Raw genomic sequence first — 22645 nt, 5'->3', positions numbered from 1 at the left:
TACAAAGATTTGTTCTCTCGTCTAGGGTGACGCCATGGGCGAACAACACCATTGGATCGAAAGTGCCATACAAAAACTCCGCCGCTTATGAGGCGGCGGAGAAGGCGCTGCGAAGCGCCGAGCGCGCGTTCTTGGGAGCGATCGCCCGGGCGTGGCCGAGCTTGGATCCGGGTCACGTCGTTGCCGTGTGGAACGAGATGCGCCGATCAGCGCAACACCTGAATGTCGCGCAGGCCGCGATCCTCGCGGGGCTTGATCGGCGAGTGACCGCAGACCAGGCGGGGCAGGTGTTGCAGGCGGTATGGGCGGCGTTTCCGGGATTCACCCATCATGACGCGCAGCGCGCGCCGAGCGTCGTCGCGGATATGAATAATCCGGGGACATGGCTACTGCAATGGGTGGACGGCCCGGACGGTTGGGCCGCATCGTTTGTCGATCGCGGGCAACTGGTTCCCGGGGTAGCCGTGACGGCGACACAAGGCAGCCTGCGACTCAGTGTCCGCCGGTGAGTGGCTGCGTGAATCCGGTAGGCCGCGTCGAGTTTCTCCATTTTGTCCACATGGACCAATCGTGCACCGATACCCCCCACCGCGCCGCAAAGAGCCTCCACCGCTTCGGCATTCAGCTCCGCGCGAGGAACCAAAGCACTTGCTGGGACGCCACGTCGAGGCATGTGCATACTTTGCTGGTCCCCGTGCGCAGATGCTATGTAATCGGCAGAAGCGTGCGTTCGAAATGTTTGCTGACAATGTGCTTTTCGATGGGAAGTGGCCGCCTACGGGGAATCGGAACTGGCCGTCCGTGGGGATTTTGCGCTGGCCGCTGTCAGAAATCCGCCACTTCCGATGGGAACACGATGATCACTGGCAATCCCGAACCAATTGGCGAGCCCCAGGTCACAGGCGGTCAGCGTCGCCAGATCACGTGGGACCCGACAACAGAGCATCTAGGCTCGATGGGTGCGATCGCCGGAACAGTTGAAAACGCAGTGGCTGGCAGAGGTGGAGTATCGGTTCGCCCGGCCCGAGATGTATGCCCGTAGCGGGTCGGAGATGGAGTTGGTCGCCCGGACGCGTCTGCGCGATCTGTGCTACCTGGATGACCGCGACATCGAGTACGAACAGGTCGAAGACGTACTCCGGGGCTTCGGCAAGCTCGGGGTGCACGGTCCGTTCGCGGCGATCTTCGGTGAGCAACGCCGCTGCACTGCCGAAGTCGCATCGGTGTACGCCGAGCTCTATCACCGACTCGGCTACTTGGCTTTGAAACGGTTGCTCGGTCCGGCCGAGTGGACGCCGCTGACGCGGTTGCGGGAGTGGGTGGCCGACCGCGACGTACGCCGCAGCGAGGTCGAGGCCGCATTCGGCGAGCCGAGCCTGCGGGTCGGCAAAAGGGTGTTGTGTTATGCAACGGCGGATGGTGGACCGTGGGTGTTCTTCGACTGCTGGGAAGAGCTATCGCCGCGGTACGTGCCTGGCAAGGGGCGCTTCGATGGAAGGCGCGAGATCGACCCTTTGGTGCGTGATATCCGCACCCCGGCCGCCGGTTTCGCGGACGGTCTCATATTGACCTTGTACGGCAAGGTGTTGCGTTGGGGACCCGGGTGGTGGATTCACCATCCGAGCGAGACGGCATCGGAAGAACAGAAGGCAATCGCGGGCCAGCTCAGGCAAATCGACTCCGCAGACCCCTCCCAAGGCCCCCGCTAGGCGCCTCTACGGCCGGAACACGACCCGAGCCATGATCCATTGTGATGGAAGCCCGCCTGCGAGTTTGACGGGATAGGCCGTACCGTCCAGTTGGTCCTCGACCGTCGGGCCGGTTGGCCGGAGAAGTGTCACTGTGACGCTTGGTAATCCGCAGCCTAGCTGGGGAGATCGTTGACGCCGTCGGGCGAAACCGGTGCGCACGTGCCGAAATCCGCCGTTGGGCGTGCCGTAGGGTGAAGTCTGCGCCGAATACCTTTGGCGCGGGCAGCCAGTCGCCGATGTGAAATGCGGGAGCCGAGACATGGACGATCGATCCACCGTCGTCGCGGTCCCCGAGTCGGTACAGACGGAGCTGCGTCGTGGCGTCCGCAGCGTTTTGGTCGACGCCGCTGCACTGCGCCTGGTGCGGGATCGCTTCGACGACGATCAGGCCGGTTCGCTGCGCCGGTATCTCGAAGCCTCCCAGTCGGCGAACACGGTGCGCGCCTATCGCGCCGACTGGGTTGCCTGGACGGCTTGGTGTGCCGCCGAAGGCAGACAGGCTCTGCCCGCCGATGCCCTCGACGTGGCCGTCTACCTGGCGGCGGCCGCCGACGCGCGTCGCGATACGGGCGGATGGGCGTTCAGTCCGGCAACGCTGGAACGGAAGTCGGCCGCTATCGCCGCGGTGCACGCGGCGAACGGGCTGCCGTCGCCGACGCGCTCGGATCTGGTGCGGCTGACCCTGCGCGGTATCCGCCGCACCCGCCGCGCGCAGCCCCAGCGCAAACGCCCGGTGCTGCTGCACACGCTCGACCAGCTCCTGGGCGGGCTTCCCGCACCGGGCTGGCCCACCGAACCCGCCCGCCGCCGGGACGCGCTCGCACTGCTCATCGGTTTCGCCGGAGCCCTGCGCCGCAGCGAACTGGCCGGACTGCGCATCGGCGACGTCGAGGTGAGCACCGACCACAGCACCGGCGAACCGATACTGCTGATCCGGCTGCCCGCCACGAAGACCGACCCCACCGGCGCGGCGGAACAGCGCGTGGCCCTCCCCCGCGGCCGCCGACCGGCCACCTGCCCGGTCTGCGCATTCGCCGACTGGCTACGACTGCGCGAAATACACACCACGACAGGGTCTTCCGGTGTCCGAAGCTGGCTGTCCGAGCTGCCTGCCGGTTCTCCCGACATCCACCGGTGCCACGGCTTCACCGGCACCCGCATCGCCCCGGACGTTCCCCTCTTCCCCGCCATCACACGGCACGGAGCCATCGGCGACGTCGCCATGTCCGGGCGCGCCGTCGCCGAACTGGTCAAGCGCTATGCCGCCCGCGCCGGCCTGGACCCCGACCTCTTCTCCGGCCACTCACTGCGCGCCGGATTCGCCACGCAGGCCGCGCTCGGCGGCGCCAGCGACCGCGAGATCATGCGCCAGGGCCGATGGTCCAACCCGCGCACCGTCCACGGCTATATCCGCACGGCAAACCCTTTGGAAGACAACGCGGTCACGAAACTCGGGTTGTGAGGTCGCAACTGGGATGAATTGCATTTTTCCGGCCGTGCATCGGGTCCACCTGCCTCGAGGGCACGTCTCCCGAATTTCCGGGTCGGCACCGATCTCGCCGCACGTCGCCATGACCAGCAGCTGACCGCCAGTCTGCGGCCGGAGAGGAACACGGTAGCCATTGTGACATCTATCCCGTTGTGCGAAACGGCATTTCATGGCCTGCGCCAATCGAGTCGGCATTGCCGATACCGCGACCTTGGATATGACAGAACGAGTGCGTTGATTTGAACTGAAGGCCACCCGTTCGACTTTCCCGTTTGCGCGAGGCGGCATTTTATGTCCGCTGCGGCAGGCCAATAGCGTCGAATTCATGGAGTGGAATTTTCGGTCGGCCGAAGAAATCACGGCTGCCTTGCGTGTCGGTGCGATGACCTCGGTGGAACTGACCGACGAGGCGATCGCCCGTATCGAGCGCGACGACAAGGTGATCAACGCGATCTGTGTACCTGACTTCGATCGTGCGCGGGCCGCCGCGCGCCGCGCCGACCAGGCGCGCGCCCGCCGCGAGGATCGGCCGCTGCTCGGCATTCCGGTGACGGTCAAAGAGTCCTACAACGTCGCCGGGCTGCCCACGACCTGGGGCATGCCGCAGCACGCGAACTACATACCGACCGAGGACGCGGTACAGGTGTCGCGGCTGAAGGCCGCCGGCGCGGTGGTGCTCGGTAAGACCAATGTGCCGTTGATGCTGCGGGATATCCAGAGCTTCAACGAGATCTACGGCACCACCAACAATCCGTGGGATAACGGCCGCACGTCGGGTGGGTCGTCCGGCGGTTCGGCGGCGGCCCTGGCGGCTGGATTCGGCGCGCTGTCCATCGGCTCCGACCTCGCCGGTTCGCTGCGCACCCCCGCGCATTTCTGCGGTGTCTACGCGCACAAGCCGACACTCGGGCTGGTGGCGGCCCGGGGTATGGTCGCGCCGCCCGCGCCGGCATTGCCGGTCGATCTCGACCTTGCTGTCGTCGGTCCGATGGCGCGCACCGCCCGCGACCTTGCGCTGCTGCTCGACGTGATGGCCGGACCGGACCCGCTGACCCACGGCGTCGCCTACGACGTCGCACTGCCGCCCGCACGCCACGAGCGGCTGGCCGACTTCCGTGTCCTGATCATCGAGGACCATCCGCTCATTCCGACCGGATCGGCGGTGCGGGCGGGCGTGAACCGGGTCGCCGAGGCGCTCGTCGACGAGGGCGCCCGCGTCGAACGGCGCAGTCCGCTGCTGCCCGATCCGACCGAAGCGGCGACGCTCTACATGCTGCTGATGCTGTCGAACGCCGCCGCGGGTATTTCCGTCGACGTGTACGAACAGCTGCAGACCCACGCCGCCGCCCTGAGCGCGGACGACCGGAGTCTCGATGCGGCGCGGCTGCGCGGCATGGTGGCCAGCCACCGCGACTGGGTCGAGGCGAACAACCGTCGCGAACTCCACCGCCACGGCTGGCGGCAGCTCTTCGCCGAGTTCGATGCCGTGGTGTGCCCCATCACGCCCACTCCCGCCTTCCCACATGACCACAACGGAGGTCTGGAGAACCGGCACATCGACATCGACGGCGTCGAGTACCCGTACTTCGACCAGCTGGTCTGGGCCGGTGTGGCCACCATGCCCGGCCTGCCTGCCACCGCCATACCCGCGGGCCGGTCCCCCGAGGGGCTGCCGGTGGGAGTGCAGCTCATCGGTCCGATGTTCGAGGACCGCACCCCGCTGCGGCTGGCCGAACTGCTCGAGCAGGAGATCGGCGGCTTCCAGGCACCGTAGACGCGCACCGAATCAGACCGGTGCGTCGGCGTCGGTGCCGCGGCCGCCAGGCCTGCGCACTCGAGTTCAAGAGGCCACTCTAGTGACGACACCGGTGCGCCCTCTTGCACCGAGCCGGGACCGAATACTGCCCGATTCCAATACCGCTACGTCACCAGTCGCCTGGGCACAGCCGAGGCCCACCGCCGTATCGGTGTCAGAAGGCGGACTCGCCGAGGGTCATGATGTCGTTGTCGAGGTTCGAGAGCACGGCGCGAACTGAGGTCAGCCGCGGGAGCAGGTTGCGGGCGAAGAACCGTGCGACCATGACCTTGCCCTGGTAAAACGCTTCGTCGGAACCGGTGGCTCCTTCGGCGAGGGCGGTCGCCGCTCTGTCGGCCTGTCGCAGCAGCTGCCAGCCGATGAGCAGGTCGCCGACCGCGAGCAGGAACCGCACCGAGCCCAGGCCGACTTTGTACAACTCGGTCGGATCCTGCCGTGCGGCCATCAGGTGCCCGGTCAGGGCGGCGGCCATGGCCTGCACGTCGTCGAGGGCGGTGGCGAGCAGTTTCCGTTCTCCGGCGAACCCGCCGTCGCCGCTGTCGATGCACTGCTGGATCTCACCGGCGACATGGGCGAGGGCTACGCCGTGGTCGCGGGCGATCTTGCGGAAGAAGAAGTCCTGCGCCTGGATGGCGGTGGTGCCTTCGTACAGCGAGTCGATCTTGGAATCGCGAATGTACTGCTCGATCGGATAGTCCTGCAGGTAGCCCGATCCTCCCAGGGTTTGCAGCGCCTCGGTCAGGTACTGGTAGGCCCGCTCGGATCCGACGCCTTTCACGATTGGCAGCAGCAGGTCGTTGACACGGGCGGCCAGGTCGGCGTCGGCCCCGGAAACCTTTGCGGCGACGACCGGGTCCTGGTGGGCGGCGGTGTACAGGTACACCGCGCGCAGGCCCTCGGCGTATGCCTTCTGCGTCATGAGCGCGCGACGCACATCGGGGTGGCGGATGATCGGCACCCGGGCGGCGGTCTTGTCCGCCATCTCGGTCAGGTCCGCGCCCTGAACACGGGTTCGGGCGTAGTCGAGAGCGTGCAGGTAGCCGGTGGACAGGGTGGCGATGGCTTTGGTGCCCACCATCATTCGCGCGTGCTCGATGATCCGGAACATCTGCGCGATACCAGCGTCCCGCTCCCCGATGAGCCAGCCTTTGGCCGGCATGCCGTGGCCGCCGAAGGTGAGTTCGCAAGTGGCGGAGACTCTCAGCCCCATCTTGTGTTCGAGATTCGTGACGAAGACGCCGTTGCGCTCGCCCAGTTCACCGGTCTCGGCGTCGAAGTGGAACTTCGGCACGAAGAACAGCGCCAAGCCCTTGGTCCCGGGACCGGCGCCCTCGGGGCGGGCCAGAACCAGGTGCGCGATGTTGTCGAAGAGGTCGTCGGAGTCGGCGGAGCTGATGAATCGCTTGACGCCTTCCAGATGCCAGGAGCCGTCCGGTTGGGGAACCGCGCGGGTGCGGGCGGCACCGACATCCGATCCCGCGTCGGGTTCGGTCAGCACCATGGTGCCGCCCCAGCCGTGCTCGACGGCTGCGCGGACGCGGCGGCGCTGGTCCGCGCTGCCCTCGTAGAACGGCGCGGCAGCGCTCGGGCCGAGCGCGTAGATGAACGCGGCGGGCTGTGCGCCGAGGATCATCTCGCTCAGCGCCCAATACACCGCCCGCGGCACCGGGGTACCGCCCAGCTCCTCGGGAACGCCGATGCTCTCCCAACCCAGCTCACGCAACGCGCGATAGGACTGCTTGAACGACTCCGGCAGTGTGACCGAGTGCGTGTCCGGATCGAATGTCGGCGGATTGCGGTCCGCGTCGGTGAACGACGCCCCGAGCGGCCCTTCGGCCAGGCGGCGCATTTCCTCCAGCATCGTTCGCACGGTGGCGGTGTCGAGTTCGCCGAAGCCGCCCTCGTCGAGTACGCCATCGAGGCCGAGGACCTCGAAAAGGTTGAACTCCAGATCGCGGACATTGCCGCGGTAGTGGCTCACACTGGCGGTCACAGATCGATCTCCACGTCGCTGATGGGGTAGGCCACGCAGGAGTGGGTGTAGCCGAATCGGTCGTCGGACAGGCGGAGTTTGGCCTCCTCGGCGGTGTGTACCTCGCCCTTGACGATCCGCACACGGCACAGGCTGCATTCGCCCGAACGGCAGGCGGCCTCGGGTCGAATACCTTTGTCTTCCAGAGCATCCAGCAGCGGTCGGTTGCGCGGGGTGCGGAAGGAGGCGTCGCCGACCGTGACGGTGACCTCACCGGCCGGGTCGACGGCGGTGGGCCAGTGTGGTTGGGCGGTGGGGTCGCTCGGTGCGCCGTTGGCTTCGAAGCGGATCCGCTTGCGTGGGTGCCCGAGGGCGGTCAGCTGCTCGAGGGCGTACGGGTAGAGGGCTTGGGGCCCGCACACGTAGACCATGCGGCCGTCTAAGCCGCCGACGAGGGCTTTGATGGTGTCGGCGGTGAGGAATCCGGTGGCACCGGTCCAGTCGGCGTCGGGTTCGGCGATGACGTGGTCGACCGTGATTCCAGGGTGCTGGGCGGCGAGTTCGTCCAGCTCGGCGCGGAAGATCACGTCCGAGGCCTGGCGGGATCCGTAGATCAGGTGGAAGGTCCGGTCCGGATCCCGGTCGACGATCTCGCGGATCATGCTCATCGCCGGGGCGACGCCGGAGCCGCCGGCCAGGAACACCACGTGGTTGCCGTGGAAGAGCGGGTTGTGGTGGAAGGTGCCCATCGGTCCGGTGGTGGTGAGCACCTGCCCGACCTGGGCGGTGTCGATGAGCAGGTTGCTGACGCGTCCGCCGGGGACGCGGCGGACGGTGAGGTCGTATCGGTCGAGCTGGACGGGCGCCGAGGAGATGGCGTAGGGGCGGCTGGTGCCGTCGATGAAGACGTTGACGTATTGACCGGCCAGGAACGGTGGCAGCTCGAGCTGGTCGAGGCCCTCGAGCCGGAAGGTCTTGGTGGTCGCGGTCTCGTCGATGATCTCGGCCACGACCAGCTGGAGCCGCTTGGGGTGGTAGGTATCGATGGTGGCGCGCGTTTCGGCGCGGTAGTCGCGGGTGTCGGGGACGCGGGAGTCGATCTCGGCGAGGATCTGCGCCGCGCCGTCGAACTGTTCCGCGAGGGGGTGTTTCATGATGTGCTCCGTTCAGGCGGCCTTGGCGCGCAGCAGGCGGCGGGCGACCCGTGCGCCCGCTTCGAGAGTGGGTTGGAATCCGCCGATGCCCGACCACGAACCAGCCAGATGCAGTCCCGGGACATGGGTTTCGCGTTCGCTGTTGCGGAACAGCCAGCCTTCGGTGGCGTCTTGGTCGTAGCCGTAGATGGCGCCGCCGGGATGACCGAGGTAGCGCATCATCGTCAAAGGCGTTGCGACATCGACTTCTTCGATCGCGTCACGGATACCGGGGGTGATGGTCTCGCACAGGTCGAGCAGCGTCTCGGCGTAGGCGAATTTCGTGCGCGCGTATTCCGACGGAGCCACGTCGCGCCAGATGTCGGCGTATTGCAGCGTCATCAGGCTGACGTGGGTGGCGCCTGCGGGCGCGAAGCCGATCGGCGCGACATCGTAAGAGCTGACACAGATGCCGCGCGCCGGTTCGAAGGAGCGCCACGCGTTGTAGGTCCGGTCGTCGTCGGTGTCCATGTTCACGAAGGTTGTGCTGGTGGTGAAACCGAGTTCGGCCGGTGTGGCGTCCAGGCCCATGTGCAGCACGAACCCCGAGACGCCGATGCGCCTGGTAGCCAGGTCCTCGCGCACCGCGGTCGGCATGTCGATGCCCTCGAGCATGCCGTAGGTCGTGGGCAGTGAAGCGTTGGACACCACATCGGTCGCGGTCACTTCCGAACCGTCCTCGAGCCGAACACCCAGGACGCGGCCGCTCTCGGTGAGGATGGCCTCGACGCCGGTGTTGAACCGCACTTCGCCCCCGGCGGCGAGGAACGCGTCGAGGATCGCGGCCGACATCGCCTGCGAACCGCCGCGCACATGCCAGGGCTTGAACTCGAAGTAGGCGAACAAGGTCAGTGCCAGGTCCTGGAACCGAAGTTTCGACGGCGGCTGACCGAGATAGGTCCAGTACATCCCCAGGGCGACCTTGATCCGGTCGTCGTCGAAGTACTCGTCGAGAACGTCCTTCAGCGGCCGCAGTCCGTACTTGAACAGCACCGGGTCGACTCGATCGACGGGCATCCCCCGCATGGCGGCGATCTGCCAGAACGTCACCTGCTTGAGCAGTTCGAAGAACTTCGCGACACGGTCGCGGTTGCCGGGGAACTCCGCTTCAATGGCGTCGATGGCCGCGTCCCAGTCGGCGGGCAGCGTCAGGTCCAGCTGCCCGGGGATCACCGCGCGGTAGAGGTCGTGCTCTTGCACGAATTCGAGCTTGTCGGCGATGCCGAGCTGGGTGAACAATCCCTCGCGCAGTGAGATCGGCTGTCCCTGCACACCGACGCCGGACAGCTGGTGCAGAGCTACCTCGAACTCGAAACGCCCTCGGCGGAAGGAAGTTCCGCAACCGCCGGGAATGTTGTGCCGCTCGAGCAGAAGAGTCCGCGCACCGGCTCGCTGCAAGCTGGCGGCGGCGGTGAGCCCGGCATTGCCCGCGCCTATGACGATGGCGTCGTAGTCACTCATGCTCCGGACGCCTCACGCTCGAGCTGCGCGGCGGCCTCGGCCTTGATGCGGTCGAACTGCTCGCCCATGCGGACCGACAGCGCCTGCGCGGCCGAGAGCGGGCGCACCATGACCATGAAGTCATCGATCTTGCCGTCCGCGTCGAAGTGCAGGAAATCGCACCCGGTGAGCTGCTTGCCGTCGACGGTGGCCTCGAAGACGAAAGCGTGATCGCGACCGCCCGCGTCCGCGATCTCACGCACATAGCGGAAGTCCTCGAAGACCCGGATCACCGCGCGCAGGATGGCCGCGGTCACCGCCTTGCCCGGGTACGGCTTGAACGCCACCGGGCTGGTGAACACCACGTTATCGGCCAGCAGCGCCTCGATGGCGGCCTCGTCGCGCGCTTCGACGGCTTCACGGAAGGGATGCATGCCCCACCTCTCAATACTCAATTTGTTGTCTAACTAGCTAGGAGGCTATCTGCGTCGATACTCTGCTGTCCAGAGCTCAGAAGACAAAAATTTGAATAGACATGTGATAGCCTGGGCGGATGGCGCTACGTAATGCGGTACTGGCCGCACTCCTGGAAGGCGAGGCGTCCGGATACGACCTGGCCAAGGGCTTCGACGCCTCGGTGGCCAACTTCTGGATGGCCACGCCGCAGCAGCTGTACAAGGAGCTCGACCGCATGGCCACCGAGGGGCTCATCGAGACCCGGGTCGTCCAGCAAGAGCGCCGGCCCAACAAGCGCCTGCACGCCATCACCCCCGCCGGGCGGGCGGCACTGCACGAATTCATCGCCGAACCCGCCAAACCCACCGCCATCCGCGACGAGATGATGGTCAAAGTGCAGGGCATGGATGTCGAGGACGCACCCGCCGTCCGCGCCACGGTCGCCGAGCGAATGGAATGGGCGAAGGCGAAACTGGCCCGCTACGAGCGCCTGCGGTCGCGGCTGCTGGACGGCCGCAGCGAACAGGCGTACTTGGCCGAGGCCGAACGAATCGGCCCATATCTCACCCTGCTGCGCGGAATCTCCTTCGAACAGGAGAACGTCCGCTGGGGCGCGTTCGCCCTCTCCGTCATCGACCGGCGCATCGCGGCACACACCGAGCAGGGCCACCCGGAACACGACTCGCGATCGTCTCGGGCATCAGTCGATTTCGACCCGATCACCTCTGCATAGATCTGCACGGATACGTGGTATCGGGCGTTTGTACAGCCACAGCGCCCGGCGAGGTTTGGGCAAATGACCTCATCCCCGCGCCCCACCCGGACGCCGAACGCGCCATCACTAGACCACCGACCGGGCGTTCATGCTCGTGCCAGCGCCGATACCGCACATTTGCTGAATATATGCTGAACGTGTGCTGTCAGTGCCGGCGCCGATGCTGGCCGTCTCCGGACGGCCACCGCGCGAGCACGGCCGGTGGGCGTTGGAGATGAAGTGGGACGGCATCCGGGCAATCACTCGGTGCAGGGCGGGGGAATGCCGGTTCTACAGTCGCAACAACCGGGATCTCAGCGTCTCGTACCCCGAGCTCACAGCGCTGCTCCTGGATCTGGGCGAGCGTGGTGAGCTGTTTCTGGACGGGGAGATCGTCGCTCCCGATCCCGCGACGGGGGCTCCGTCGTTCACTCGTCTGCAACGACGGATGCACGTGGTATCGCCGGGCACGGAATTGCTGCGCCAGTTCCCGGCACAGTATCTGGCCTTCGATTTGCTGGCCGTCGACGGCGAATCCATCATGAATCTGCCCTACACCGAGCGCCGTGCGCGGCTTGACGACCTGGCCCTCGATCGGCCTCTCGCCCGCACTCCGCCCTACTACACGGATTTCGACCCCGCCACGCTGCTCGACGTCGCCCGTGAGCACGGCTTGGAGGGAATCGTCGCCAAGCGCCTCGACTCGGCGTATTACCCCGGCCGCCGCTCTCCGCTCTGGATCAAAACGCCGTTGCGCAAGACGACCGAGGCCGTGGTCGGGGGCTGGCTCCCCGGCGCGGGACGGTTCGCCACGACGTTCGGTTCGCTGATCTTGGGCGCCTACAACGACGAGGACCAGCTGGCCCACATCGGCAACGTCGGCACCGGATGGACCATGCACGCCCGCCGATCCCTGCAAGCCCGCCTCACCGAACTATCGCGACCGGATTCGCCCTTCGATATCCCGCCGCCCCGCGCTGTCGCCACTGCCGCCCACTGGGTAGACCCCGTCCTCGTCGCCGACATCGAATACCGCGAAGCAAGCCCAGAAGGTCTCCGCCATCCCAGCTGGCGCGGCCTACGCCCCGACAAATCCCCCCACGAAGCGAAACTACCTCTGTCGCATTAGATACAAGCCCATACCTAGATTTGGTCTTCCAGTGCAGCAGGCCACAGGTCGATGCTGGTCAATGGGGTGCGGCGACTGGATGGGTGGAGGTCGCGCGATCCCCTTCCGACGCGCAGGGCCGAATGCGCTTGCACCGCATACTGTTCAGCGTGGCGGGCCGCAGGGTGGCGGCGGCGGGCTTCGGCGAGCCAGCCGGTGGCTTGGCGGAGGGCTTCGGTGCGGGTGAGGGGCGGGTCGGTGGGCAGCAGCAGGGTGGCGTGGTCGGGGGCGACGACGATCGCGGAGCCGAGGTGTTGCAGGCAGCGGCCGATGCCAGGGTCGTCGTCCAGGACACGGAAGGCGGTCAGGGCGCGTTGCCAGCAGCGCAGGGCGCGGCGGGGTTCGCCGCGGGCCCACCACAGCACTCCGAATGTCTCGTGCGTCTGGGCGCGTCCGTCGGGGTCTCGTCCCGTGCGGGTGAGGGATTCGGCCAGTTCGAGACGATCCCCGGCGGCGTCGAGCCGTCCCTGCCTGATGTGCACGACGGCGAGGTTGATCAAGGCGCACACCTCGCCGGCGACGTCGTCGCGGGGCAGCAGCCACCACGCGGTTTCCAGCTGATCGGCCACGCCGTCCAGATCCAGCGGGACAGCGCCGAACCCCTTCAGCGCCTCGCGGTGTTCCCAGCGAGCGGCCAGGCTCGTCGACAGCCGCAGCGGACGGTAGCGTCGCGGCGGTTGGGTGAGCCCACCTGCCCGCAGCCTGACGAGATCATGGTTCAGCTCGTCGAGACCCTGCAGCGAGGACAAAGCGGCGGCCACGCCGCGTTCATCGTCCAACCCGATTCGCGCGTGCCATACGTCGAGGGCATCGCCGAGCCGAGCCAGATGTGCGAGCGCGGCGGCGGGGAAGCGCACTCCAGCGTTCGCACACGCCGCAACCAGTGCACACAGGTACCGTTCCTCGGCTTCGAACCACCGGCGAGCTCCCCCGGCGAAGCGCCGCGATTCCAGCGCGATCGCCCACCGCTCGGCTCGGTCGGCGTAGTGGTGCAGCAAGGCGGTCACCGCGGCCCCCCATTCCGGCTCGGCCGTCACCGTCGCTCGGTTCGGCCGAATGGGCACCTGTCGCACCTGGAACCGCTGCGCTCCGTGCTCGGCCAGGATTCCGCGGCGGCGCAGGTCCGCCAGCTGCATCGCCGCGGTTGGCGCCGAGGGTTCACGGGCCAGCGGCAGCCTGCCCTCGGTGTCGCGAATCGCGTTGAGCACGGCAAGCAGCGCGACGCTCTCGAACTCACGCACGGGCAGGTCTCGTAACACCGAGGCGACGGGGTCATCGTCCAGTGCGGAGACCCGCCGCGGTGCCCGCGGATACCGGCGCGGTACGCAGTCGGCCAGCGCGGGACCCGGCTCGACCAGACCCGCGATCAGGTCCATCTCGCGGGCGGTGCGCACCCTCAGGCGGTACCCGGCGGCGAACCGGTACAGCGCATAGGTCGCCGCCGACCCGATGACGAGCACCGACAGCCAGCGCAGCGTGCCGTTGAGGAACTGGACGAGGGCGTTCTCCCCGAAGGAGTTGACCACGAGCGTGCGCACCAACTCGAACAGCACGGTGTAGGCCACCACCGACGCGGTCCCTAGGAACCCTTGCCAGAGCGAGGATCTCGGCGTCCCGATCGGTTCGTCCACTTCGGTGCGTTCGGTGTCGGCGCTCACCGGGTTACCTCCCTGGCCCTGCCTGATGCTCCCCGCGGCTCCCCCTGGCTCATCGCAGCACTCCCCCGGTCAGTCCCGGCACCAGCCAGCGCCGCCAGGTCGCCAGCACCAGCGCCACCGGCAACACCGCCGACACCAGCGATCCCGCGGCCAGTTGCGCGGCGTTCTCGCTGAATTGGCGCGCCTCGCCCCACAGCAGCAGCGACCACGGGCTCGCACCCGCTCCGCTGACCACGAGTCCGATGAAGAAGTCGTTCCACACCTGTACGAATTCCAGCACCGCCACCGCCCCCAGCGCAGGTCCCGACGACGCCAGCACCCGCCGTGCGATCGTGCCGGGACTGGCCAGACCATGCAGAGCATCGGCGGCGGCGCTGTCGGGCGGCGCGAGCAAGGCTCCGCGCAGGATGAGGATCGCGATCGGCAATCCCGCTGCGGCGTGCACCAGGATCAACGGGATTCGAGTACCGGACAGCTCGTTGGCGTCGATGAAACCGTCGAGCGGCCCGAGGTAGGTCTGCGCCGGGATCACCGCGAGCACCACCAGACCGACCACGGCCAGCCGCGCCGCGGGCCCGTGCGGACGTAGCGCGGCCAACCGATAGGCGACCGGCACCGCGGCGGTCACCACGACAACCGTGACGATTCCCGCCACCCACGCGGTGGTCTGCACTGCGCGCCACAGTCCGTCGTCGTCCCATACCAGGCCGAACGCGGCTGATCCGAATCCGTCGTGCCCGTGCACGCCGGTGTAGGCGAGTACGCCGATCGGGACCAGCGCCAGCACCGAGACGAGCGCGATGCCGGCCGCCCGTACCGGACCCATGCGAGACCGTCCAGTAGTCGAGACATGCCGTATCGCGGGCCAGTTCGTCCGTTGTCGGCGCACATCGATCTGCAGCAGCCATGCGACCGAGCCCACCAGCACCGCCAGCGGCAGTGTGTAGGCCGCCGCGGCACCGGTATCGCCGTCGGCGGCCAGTCGCCACCAGTGCACAGTCGCGCTGTCCACCTGATACTCCAGTGCTCCCGGCACCCCGATCAGCACGACGTCGAACACTCGCGCTGCCGCGACCCCGACCCCGAGCCCGGCGATCAGCACGACCGGCCGCAGCAATGCGTACAACCGCGCCGCCGACGGCCTGCCGTCGGCGCCGTACAGAAATCCCCTGCGCGCCGGATCGGCTTCGATGGCATGAATTCCCGCCCGGAACAGCCCGGTCAGAAATCCCAGCCAGGTCCACAGGAACGCGGACGCCAGCATGGCCGCCAGCCACCACCGGTAGGCACCGACATCCTCGATCCCCAACCAGCGCGCGCCGTGGCCGAAGATCACCCGGAACGCCACCCCCGACACGAACGCCGAGATTCCGAACGGCACGATCAGCGGCAACCACAGCCACCGGACCGCCCGCCCCCACCAGGCGATCGCCAGTGCCACGCCCAACAGCACGACCCCGAATGCCACCCACAGCAAGGTGCGCAGGTAAGCGTCCCGCCCGTCGGTGGTCATCGTGCCGCCCAGCAGCCGCACCCCGCCGACCGTCCCCGTGATCGACAACATCCACATGAGAATTCGCTCCCACCCGGGCAGCCGACAGCGGAGGGGAACAGGCAGACGGCGGCGGAGCAGAACAAGGCGGAGCAGAACAAGCAGACGCCGGCGGAGCAGGACAGGCAGCAGCGCGCTCACCGCGACGATCGCGCACGCGAGCACACCGAGCGGACGCGCCCGCGTGGCGAGGAAAACCGTCCATCCGGTCGGAACGACCAGCAGCGCCACGGTCAGCACGGTCACCGGCAGCCCCGCCGCCCAGCCGATCCAGCGCCGCGGCCTGCCGCCAGGGACCAGCGGTCCGCGCATGCGGCGCGTGGCCAGCTCGAGGCGCAGTCCGTTGATCTCGAAGTCCGGCAGCGTCATCGGCGCCGCCGCTCGAAGGCGTCCAGGGCGGCGATCGCGCGATCGATGGACTCCGCCACCCGGGTGTACGCGCCGTCTCCGACGGAGATCAGGAACTCCGTCAGCACCCGCCACAATCCTTCCCGCCCGCCTACCGCGCCGATCCGGTCGGACAGGTCGAAGGCGCTGCGCGTGTTCAGCTCGCGGGCCGAGGGCGCGAGCAGCGGCGAATAGTCGGCCACTGTGCGCAGGTTCGGCGCGAGGAATCCGCCGTGGCGTTCGATCCACGGCAGCGGCGCACGCGCACCGGCCAGTTTCTCGACCAGCTCGTCCGCGCGTCCGCTCGCCTCCCGCGTCACCACCATCACGTCACCGCCGACGATCGTCGGCCGCCCCGCCACGTCCGTGACGGATGGGAACGGTGCGACCCCGACCACATCCCCGACCTTGCGTCCGGACGCGTGTACGCCGCTGCGCACGATGGGCTCCGCGAAGTCCGGCGCGACGACCGCCGCGGCGCGGCGATGCTGGAACACATCCCGGATGGCGTCGGGGAACTGTCTGGTCAACGCGACTCCGATACCGCCGGGAAAGGCATGGCGGTGTCCCCACAGCACCCCTAGGTGCTCGAACGCCGCCCGCACCGCGGGGTTGTTCCAGTCGCGACCGGATTTCGACGCCAATCCGTCGTAGATCCTGGGGGATTCGGCCAGCAGGACGTTTTCGAAGAAATCGGTCAGTACCCATCCGTCGGCGGCGGCCAGAGCGAGCAGGCGAATCGGTGACTGGGCCAGCACCTCCATCCGATTCACCCAGTCCGAGAGGGTCCATTCGGCCGGATCGCCGAGATGGTGGGCGGCGAACTGCTGCCGGTCGAACCACACCAGTGATTTGTCGGCGGCCTTGAACGGCACGCCGAAAGGTTTGCCGCCGTGGCGCAGCAGGTGTTGCCAGTGCTCGGCGTACCTCGTCCCGAACTCGTCGGTCCACACCGTCTCGGCGATCGGCCGCAGTTCGCGTTTTTCGGCGAGCTCGAGCACCCGCCCCGCCTGCGGCAGCATCACGACGTCCGGCGCGGACCGGCCACCGGCGGTGAACGCGGTGTCGGTGTTGTCTCCGAGCGGAATCACCTCGACGTCGAAGCCGAGGTGCAGCTCATCCACCACGGCGTGGAAGGCCGCCAGTTCCGCACCGCTCCAGGACACCCCCACCCGCACCGCATCCGCGCTGCCCAACAGCAGATCGGGCGCGCACGCGGCGGCAAGCGGGATGACCAGTCCCGCTTGCAGCACCGCTCTGCGCGTCCCCATCGACCCCCGATGTCATTGCGTGCCAATCGAACTCGATTATGCGTCAGAGGCGGTGCCTCGGTGCGCGAGTTCGCGATGTTCGTTGTGACGCTTGCCACACTCGGTACGCGCGCGTACCATGATCCTGGTACATCGGAGTACCACGCGAGGGAGGTGGGCGCATGCCCGCTGCGAAACTGCCCGAGGGTCCATCCACGCCGCCGATCGTGCAGAGCCTGGAACTACTCACCGGGCGCACCCGAACGTGGCGGCGCATGCGGGAGCGCTACGGGTCGGCCTTCACCATCCACATGCCACGATTCGGGCGCGTGATCGTGCTGGCCGAGCCCGCCGAGATCAAGGCGCTGTACACCGCCGGCACCGACGTCGCCGACAACATCGCCACCAACCTCGGCGAATTCCTCGGCCCGGGTTCACTTTTCGCGCTCACCGGCGCTGAACACCGCAAGCGGCGCAAGTTGCTCACCCCGCCCTTCCACGGTCGCCGGCTCACCGTGTACGAGGCGCTGATCGAAGAGGAAGCGGTCCGCGAGATGGCGTCCTGGCCGTCGGGCCGCGAGTTCGCCACGATGGACTCGATGATGCGGATCACGCTGAACGTGATCCTGCGCGCGGTGTTCGGCGCCGAAGGCGCCGAGTTCGAGCAGCTGCGCGAGCTGCTGCCCAAACCGGTTCTCATCGGGTCGGGGCTCGCCGCGATCCCGGTACCGAAGGGAATGCTGGGCCGATTCGGTCCCTGGGCCCGGTTCGAGGGCTACCGCCGCCGCTACGACGAGATCGTCGGCAGGCTCATCGACCGCGCCGCCGACGACGACCGCATCGCCGACCGCGACGACGTACTGGCGATGATGCTGCAATCCCGCTACGACGACGGCACCGCCATGAGTCGCGGCCAGATCGCCGACGAGCTGCTCACCCTGCTCACCGCCGGTCACGAGACCACGGCGACGACCCTGGCCTGGACGATCGAACGACTGCGCAGGCATCCGGACATCCTGCACCGCCTGGTCGCCGAAGCCGACGAGGGCGGTTCGCAACTGCGCGAGGCGACGCTGTGGGAGGTGCAGCGCGTGCGGCCGGTGATCGACCTGACGGGACGCACCGTCCGGGCGGACTCGATGCAGCTGGGGCGCTGGACCCTGCCGAAGGGCCAGAACGTGGTGGTCAGCATCCGGCTCATGCACGACAACGAAGACCTGTTCCCGAACGCGCGCCACTTCGACCCCGACCGCTTCGTCGGTGCCCGGCCCGGCACGTTCAGCTGGATTCCGTTCGGCGGCGGTCATCGCCGCTGCGTCGGCGCCGCATTCGCCACCATGGAGATGAACGTCGTCCTGCGCACCCTGCTGCGCGATTTCACGCTGGAACCAACCGACTCCCGGGACGAGCGAGTGCACTTCCGCGGCGTCGCCCTGGTCCCCGCCAAGAAGGGCCGAGCCGTGGTGTACCGCCGCTCCCCGCGCCCCGCCGTGCCCGACCGCGGTCACGCCGCCGAGGTGACGGCATGACCGAACAGTTCGCCGAAGTCGGCCGCGGGGTCACCCTCGCCTACGAGCAACTGGGTACCGGCGGCACACCACTCGTGCTGGTCGCCGGACTGGGCCAGCAATTCCACGACTGGCCCGACGGACTGTGCGAGCTGTTGGCGGCGCGCGGCTACCGCGTCATTCGATTCGACAACCGCGACGCGGGACGCTCGACACACGCCGGTTTCCCACCGCCCCGCCCGGTCGAGTTCCTGCGCCGCCGCTGGCATCACGACCAGTACGTACTCGCCGACCTCGCCGCCGACACCGTCGGCCTGCTCGACGCGCTCGAGCTGCCGTCCGCGCACCTGGTCGGCATGTCGATGGGCGGAATGATCGCCCAGACCGTCGCCGCCCGCCACCCCGCCCGCGTCGACTCGCTGACCTCCATCATGTCCACCACCGGCGCCGCCAGGGTCGGACGCCCCGCGTGGTCGACCTGGCGGCTGATGTTCAGCCGACCGGCACACGATCGCGCCGAGCACATCGATCGCGCCGTGCGCATGTACCGGCACATCTCCTCGGCCGGATACCCGTTCGACGAGTCCGCCGTCCGCACGGCCGCGGCCATCACCTGGGACCGCGACCCGGCGCCCGCCGCGGCCGTCGGCCGTCAGCTCGCCGCGATCCTGAAGTCCGGCGACCGGACCCGCGAACTGCGTGCCATCACCGCGCCGACGCTGGTCCTGCACGGTGATCGCGACCTGATGGTCGCCCCGACCGGCGCGACCGCGACCGCCCGGGCCATTCCGGGCGCCCATATGCACACCCTCCGCGGGATGGGCCACGACCTGCCCGCCGCCGTGTGGCCGGCACTAGCCGACCTCCTCCACGACCACATCCGCACCGCCGAACCCAGGAGCATCGATGCCCCGCACCCCTAGGCCGCTGTCCGGCCATCCGGTCATGATCACCGGCGCGGCCTCCGGGATCGGCCGCAGTCTTGCCCAGTTGTTGTCGGCCAAGGGCTCACCGGTGGCGATCGCCGACATCGACGAGACCGGACTGAAGGAGACCGCGGCGTCGCTGACCGGCCCCGTGCTCACCCGCGTCCTCGATGTCCGGGATGCCGCCGACCAGCGCACCTTCGCCGACGAAGTCCACGACTGGTTGACCGCGCCACTGGCCGCGGTGTTCAACAACGCCGGCGTCGGCGTCGCCTCGTCCGTGCTCGACGCGGTCCCCGAGGACGACGAATGGCTGCGGCAGATCAATTTCGACGGTGTCGTCAACGGCACGCGCGCCTTCCTGCCCATCCTCGTCGAGCAGGATCACGGTGTCATCGTCAACACCTCGAGCGTGTTCGGACTACTCGGCATGCCCAATCAAAGCGCCTACTGCGCAGCGAAATTCGCGGTCAGAGGATTCACCGACGCCCTACGGCAGGAACTGCGCGGCACCGGGGTGTCCGCGGTGAACGTGCACCCCGGCGGCATCAGGACCAACATCGCGCGCAATGCCCGGGTCCACAAAGACCCCGAAGGCCGCGGACGCACCCACCAGCAGATGGCGGCCGAATTCGAGGCCGCCACCCTGACCACGCCCCAGAAAGCAGCCGAAATCATCTGCCGCGGAGTCGAACACGGCAAATCGAGAATCCTGGTCGGGCCGGACGCCTACCTGTTCGACATCCTGGCACGCGTGGCGCCCACCCGCTACTACAGCGTGATCGAACTACTGGAACGCCTGCTGCGTACCCGGAACACCGCAGGAGCGCAGTCATGACCGAGCACGTCGATGTCCTGATCGTCGGCGCCGGACTGTCCGGCATCGGAGCCGCGCACCATATCCAAGCGGCATTCCCCGACCGCAGCTACGCCATCCTCGAGGCCCGCGACGCCATCGGCGGCACCTGGGATCTGTTCCGCTATCCGGGCGTGCGCTCGGACTCCGACATGCACACCCTCGGTTACCGATTCCGCCCCTGGACCCAAGCCAAGGCCATCGCCGACGGGCCATCGATCCTGCGATACATCCGCGACACCGCCGCCGACGCCGGGATCGATCGGTGCATCCGCTTCGGCCACCGCGTGATCGGGGCATCCTGGTCCTCCACCGAGTCGCGCTGGACGGTGCGCGCCGAACACGACGGCGCCACCCGCGTGTTCACCTGCGACTTCCTGCTCATGTGCAGCGGCTACTACCGCTACGACGAGGGCTACACACCCGAGTTCGCCGGAACCAGCGATTTCCGCGGGCAGCTGGTGCATCCCCAGCACTGGCCCGCCGACCTGGATTACGCGGGCAAACGGGTGGTCGTCATCGGCAGCGGCGCCACCGCGGTGACCTTGGTACCGGCCATGGCCGAGACGGCCGCGCAGGTGACGATGCTGCAACGGTCACCGACCTACATCATGCCCGTCCCCTCCGAAGACACAGTGGCCAACCAGCTGCGGCGACTGCTCGGACCGCGCCGGGCATACACCCTGGTCCGCTGGAAGAACGTGCTGGTCAGCACCCTGATCTACCAGTTGAGCCAGCGGCGGCCACAGCAGATGCGCAAATTCATCCGCGGCCTCACCAGGAAACAGCTGCCCGACGGCTACGACGTGGACACCCACTTCAAACCGACCTACCAACCGTGGGATCAGCGGCTGTGCCTGGTACCGGACGGGGATCTCTTCCGAGCGATCCGTGACGGACGCGCCTCGGTGGTCACCGACCGCATCGACAGATTCACCGCCACCGGGCTGCGCCTGGAATCCGGGGGCGAACTCGACGCCGACATCGTGGTCACCGCCACCGGTCTGCAACTGCTCGCGCTCGGCGGGCTGCGGCTCACCGTCGACGGGCAGGAGGTCGCACTGCCGGACACCATGGCCTACAAGGGAATGATGCTCAGCGGCGTACCCAACTTTCTTTTCACCATCGGCTACACCAACGCGTCCTGGACGCTGAAAGCCGATCTGGTCAGCGAATTCGTCTGCCGACTGCTGCGGCACATGGACGCGGGCGGCTATCACCAGACCACCCCCTGGCCGGACCCGAACGTGTCCCCCGCGCCGCTGCTGGATTTCCAGGCCGGGTACGTGCTGCGGGCCATCGACGGATTCCCCAAAGCGGGCTCCCGGGCTCCGTGGCGGTTGGGCATGAGTTACGCCCACGACGTGATCACCCTGCGATACGGCCGCATCGACGACGGCACGATCCGGTTCACCCGGCGAAGCGCCCAGCCCGGCGATGCCGAATTCACCGGGACCGTCGGACCTGGTCCCGGCTCCGAACAGATCACGGCGTGATACCTCAGGCGACACGCGCAGAGCCGAGAGGAGTAACTAACCTGATTCTCGTGACACGTGCCGAGCCCGTCCCCCGCACCACCGCCGAGACCGGCTCGGAATCAGGGTTCCGCCGCCGGCTCCTCGACGGCATGGCCGTCGCGGTGCGCGAACGTGGTTATCAGGACTCGACCGTCGCCGACGTCGTCCGCCACGCCCGCACCTCACGCCGCACCTTCTACGAGCATTTCACCAGCAAACAGGACTGCTTCATCGCCCTGCTGAGCGAGCGGAACAAGGAGACGATCCAGCAGATCGATGCCGCGGTCGATCCGCACGCGCCGTGGCGCACGCAAGTGCGCCAAGCCATCGAGGCATGGATACGCACCACGCAGGATGACCCCTCGATCACGCTCAGCTGGATCCGGGTCGTCCCCTCCCTCGGCGAGGACGCACGGCAGTTGCAGCGCGAGGTCGCCGAAGCGTTCATCGCACTGATCCAGAAGCTCACCGATACCTCCGAATTCGCGGCCGCCGGACTGCGGCCACCGTCCCGGCAGCTGGCGACGATTCTCTTCGGCGGCTTCCGAGAACTCATCGCGACAACCGTCGAGGACGGAGACGACATCGGCGGCATCGTCGACGTGGCGGTCGAATCCGCGATCGCGCTCGTCGGGCCGCACGTCTAGGGCCTGTGTCGAAGTGAGTTGAGGGGTGGCACCGCTGTGCGGTGCCACCCCTCAACTGTTTGTTTGAAAGTGGTTGTCCGCGTTGGCAGATGGGCGAGGTCTCCGGTAGGTGGTTTAACGACCAAGAAAAACCGGAGACCTGACCGGAGACCTCGTGACCAGCGTAGCGGTGACGGGGCGGGCGGATCTGACCGATGCCCAGTGGGCGCGGTTGGAGCCGTTGCTGCCTCGGGGCAAGAAGGCGGGACGCCCGCCGAAGTGGACGAAACGGCAGCTCATCGATGGGATCCGGTGGCGGACTCGGG

Annotated in this window: 19 protein-coding genes; 12 read left to right on the top strand and 7 right to left on the bottom strand. The window is 67.8% G+C overall.

The features are described from left to right. Positions 1 to 26: 26 nt before the first annotated feature. The 4 genes from IU459_RS34690 (at position 27) to IU459_RS34675 (ending at position 5014) form a co-directional block, all read left to right on the top strand. Entirely contained in the window at positions 27 to 509 is a 483-nt protein-coding gene (locus tag IU459_RS34690) for a hypothetical protein (protein ID WP_195133828.1), read from the top strand. Positions 510 to 959: 450 nt separating this feature from the next. Continuing rightward, positions 960 to 1709 (top strand): hypothetical protein, encoded by a 750-nt coding sequence (locus tag IU459_RS34685; RefSeq protein ID WP_195133827.1) that lies wholly within the window; start codon positions 960 to 962, stop codon positions 1707 to 1709. Positions 1710 to 2010: 301 nt separating this feature from the next. After that, positions 2011 to 3213, top strand: a complete 1203-nt coding sequence (locus IU459_RS34680) for a site-specific integrase (protein WP_195133826.1) — start codon at positions 2011 to 2013, stop codon at positions 3211 to 3213. Between the two features lie 352 nt (positions 3214 to 3565). Beyond that, positions 3566 to 5014 (top strand): amidase, encoded by a 1449-nt coding sequence (locus IU459_RS34675; protein ID WP_195133825.1) that lies wholly within the window; start codon positions 3566 to 3568, stop codon positions 5012 to 5014. Positions 5015 to 5210: 196 nt separating this feature from the next. Here IU459_RS34675 and IU459_RS34670 read toward each other — a convergent pair whose 3' ends face one another. From IU459_RS34670 to IU459_RS34655, 4 genes are read right to left on the bottom strand one after another with little or no spacing between them, the layout of a single operon-like run. After that, positions 5211 to 7037: an acyl-CoA dehydrogenase gene (locus IU459_RS34670; RefSeq protein ID WP_195133837.1), complete on the bottom strand. Its 1827-nt coding sequence runs from the start codon at positions 7035 to 7037 to the stop codon at positions 5211 to 5213. Positions 7038 to 7045: 8 nt separating this feature from the next. Next, entirely contained in the window at positions 7046 to 8182 is a 1137-nt protein-coding gene (locus tag IU459_RS34665; RefSeq protein WP_195133824.1) for an FAD-binding oxidoreductase, read from the bottom strand. Between the two features lie 12 nt (positions 8183 to 8194). Then, a complete protein-coding gene (locus tag IU459_RS34660) occupies positions 8195 to 9682 on the bottom strand; it encodes a phytoene desaturase family protein (RefSeq protein WP_195133823.1) in 1488 nt (495 codons plus the stop codon). After that, on the bottom strand, positions 9679 to 10095 hold the full coding sequence (locus IU459_RS34655; protein WP_195133822.1) for a nuclear transport factor 2 family protein: 417 nt from the start codon (positions 10093 to 10095) through the stop codon (positions 9679 to 9681). The genes IU459_RS34660 and IU459_RS34655 overlap by 4 nt, the downstream gene beginning before the upstream one ends. Before the next feature lie 119 nt (positions 10096 to 10214). On the opposite strand from IU459_RS34655, the gene IU459_RS34650 reads away from it, so the two are divergent. Then, on the top strand, positions 10215 to 10850 hold the full coding sequence (locus IU459_RS34650; RefSeq protein ID WP_195133821.1) for a PadR family transcriptional regulator: 636 nt from the start codon (positions 10215 to 10217) through the stop codon (positions 10848 to 10850). A 202-nt stretch (positions 10851 to 11052) separates the two neighbouring features. Beyond that, complete coding sequence (gene ligD / locus IU459_RS34645) at positions 11053 to 12000, top strand: non-homologous end-joining DNA ligase (RefSeq protein WP_195133836.1); 948 nt, start codon at positions 11053 to 11055, stop codon at positions 11998 to 12000. Positions 12001 to 12014: 14 nt separating this feature from the next. Here the strand turns inward: ligD and IU459_RS34640 are convergent, their stop codons facing one another. From IU459_RS34640 to IU459_RS34630, 3 genes are read right to left on the bottom strand one after another with little or no spacing between them, the layout of a single operon-like run. Continuing rightward, positions 12015 to 13697 (bottom strand): tetratricopeptide repeat protein, encoded by a 1683-nt coding sequence (locus IU459_RS34640; RefSeq protein ID WP_195133820.1) that lies wholly within the window; start codon positions 13695 to 13697, stop codon positions 12015 to 12017. A gap of 49 nt (positions 13698 to 13746) precedes the next feature. Continuing rightward, on the bottom strand, positions 13747 to 15618 hold the full coding sequence (locus IU459_RS34635) for a hypothetical protein (RefSeq protein WP_195133819.1): 1872 nt from the start codon (positions 15616 to 15618) through the stop codon (positions 13747 to 13749). Continuing rightward, the gene (locus tag IU459_RS34630) at positions 15615 to 16907 is read right to left on the bottom strand and encodes an ABC transporter substrate-binding protein (protein ID WP_195133818.1); all 1293 of its coding nucleotides are present in this window, start codon (positions 16905 to 16907) and stop codon (positions 15615 to 15617) included. The genes IU459_RS34635 and IU459_RS34630 overlap by 4 nt, the downstream gene beginning before the upstream one ends. 161 nt (positions 16908 to 17068) lie before the next feature. On the opposite strand from IU459_RS34630, the gene IU459_RS34625 reads away from it, so the two are divergent. From IU459_RS34625 to IU459_RS38960, 6 genes are all read left to right on the top strand, one after another. After that, on the top strand, positions 17069 to 18415 hold the full coding sequence (locus IU459_RS34625) for a cytochrome P450 (RefSeq protein WP_195133817.1): 1347 nt from the start codon (positions 17069 to 17071) through the stop codon (positions 18413 to 18415). Beyond that, complete coding sequence (locus IU459_RS34620) at positions 18412 to 19317, top strand: alpha/beta fold hydrolase (protein ID WP_195133816.1); 906 nt, start codon at positions 18412 to 18414, stop codon at positions 19315 to 19317. Before IU459_RS34625 ends, IU459_RS34620 begins: the two co-directional genes overlap by 4 nt. Next, positions 19301 to 20158 (top strand): SDR family NAD(P)-dependent oxidoreductase, encoded by an 858-nt coding sequence (locus IU459_RS34615; RefSeq protein ID WP_195133815.1) that lies wholly within the window; start codon positions 19301 to 19303, stop codon positions 20156 to 20158. Before IU459_RS34620 ends, IU459_RS34615 begins: the two co-directional genes overlap by 17 nt. Beyond that, positions 20155 to 21672: a flavin-containing monooxygenase gene (locus IU459_RS34610; RefSeq protein WP_195133814.1), complete on the top strand. Its 1518-nt coding sequence runs from the start codon at positions 20155 to 20157 to the stop codon at positions 21670 to 21672. The genes IU459_RS34615 and IU459_RS34610 overlap by 4 nt, the downstream gene beginning before the upstream one ends. Positions 21673 to 21722: 50 nt before the next feature. Continuing rightward, positions 21723 to 22340: a TetR/AcrR family transcriptional regulator gene (locus IU459_RS34605; RefSeq protein WP_324199140.1), complete on the top strand. Its 618-nt coding sequence runs from the start codon at positions 21723 to 21725 to the stop codon at positions 22338 to 22340. Between the two features lie 154 nt (positions 22341 to 22494). Then, on the top strand, positions 22495 to 22645 hold a 151-nt coding region (locus tag IU459_RS38960), incomplete at its 3' end, for a transposase (RefSeq protein WP_195133813.1).

This window comes from Nocardia amamiensis (assembly GCF_015477605.1).
GTDB classification, from domain to species: Bacteria; Actinomycetota; Actinomycetes; order Mycobacteriales; family Mycobacteriaceae; genus Nocardia; species Nocardia amamiensis_A.
Note: the sequence above shows the minus strand (reverse complement) of the source record. Positions and strands in the feature narration are given on the sequence as shown.